Source organism: Lactobacillus sp. UMNPBX1 (genome assembly GCF_002554085.1).
Classification (GTDB): Bacteria; Bacillota; Bacilli; order Lactobacillales; family Lactobacillaceae; genus Lactobacillus; species Lactobacillus crispatus.
The window spans coordinates 1-538 of sequence record NZ_PCZI01000059.1 but is presented as its reverse complement, the minus strand read 5'-3'; the positions used below and the strand labels follow the sequence as shown (position 1 = coordinate 538).

The 538-nt window shown below is 41.3% G+C and carries 1 protein-coding gene; it reads right to left on the bottom strand.

The window, feature by feature from the left end; all coding sequences use genetic code 11:
• On the bottom strand, positions 1-488 hold a 488-nt coding region (locus CP352_RS10765; protein WP_233186949.1), incomplete at its 3' end, for a Mur ligase family protein.
• Between the last annotated feature and the right edge of the window lie 50 nt (positions 489-538).

Sequence of the window (538 nt, the reverse complement as noted above, 5' to 3'; positions counted from 1 at the left end):
ATCTCAACTACCACTGCTTCGGTATTAGACTCCATGTTAAGAAGCGTTACTGGAACCCCAATCTCATTATTAAAATTAGCATATGTCTTCGCGACATTAAACTGCGTACTTAAGATTGACGCAATCATATCTTTAGTCGTCGTCTTCCCATTACTGCCTGTAACTGCAACAACAATCGGATTGATCTTATGCAAGTAGTACTTCCCTAGTTGTTGAAGGGCCGCTAGTGGATCACTAACGACTAATAGCGGGTGCGTCTGATCCGTTATCTCATGGTCACTAGCCCATAAACTAGCTACTGCACCATTGGTAAAAGCACTCGGTACGTATTGGTGGCCGTCTTGGGCACCTTGCAATGGAACAAATAAGCTCCCTTGATCTAAGTGTCGACTGTCAAATGACACACTAGTCACTTCTACGTCTTTCCATTGTTCAATGTCATTTTGTGCGTTGATCGCCTTGGCAATTTCCGCTAATTTCATTTTCATGAAAAAGATACCTCTTCTTTTGATACTTTGGTCTAGCTTTTTAATTATAT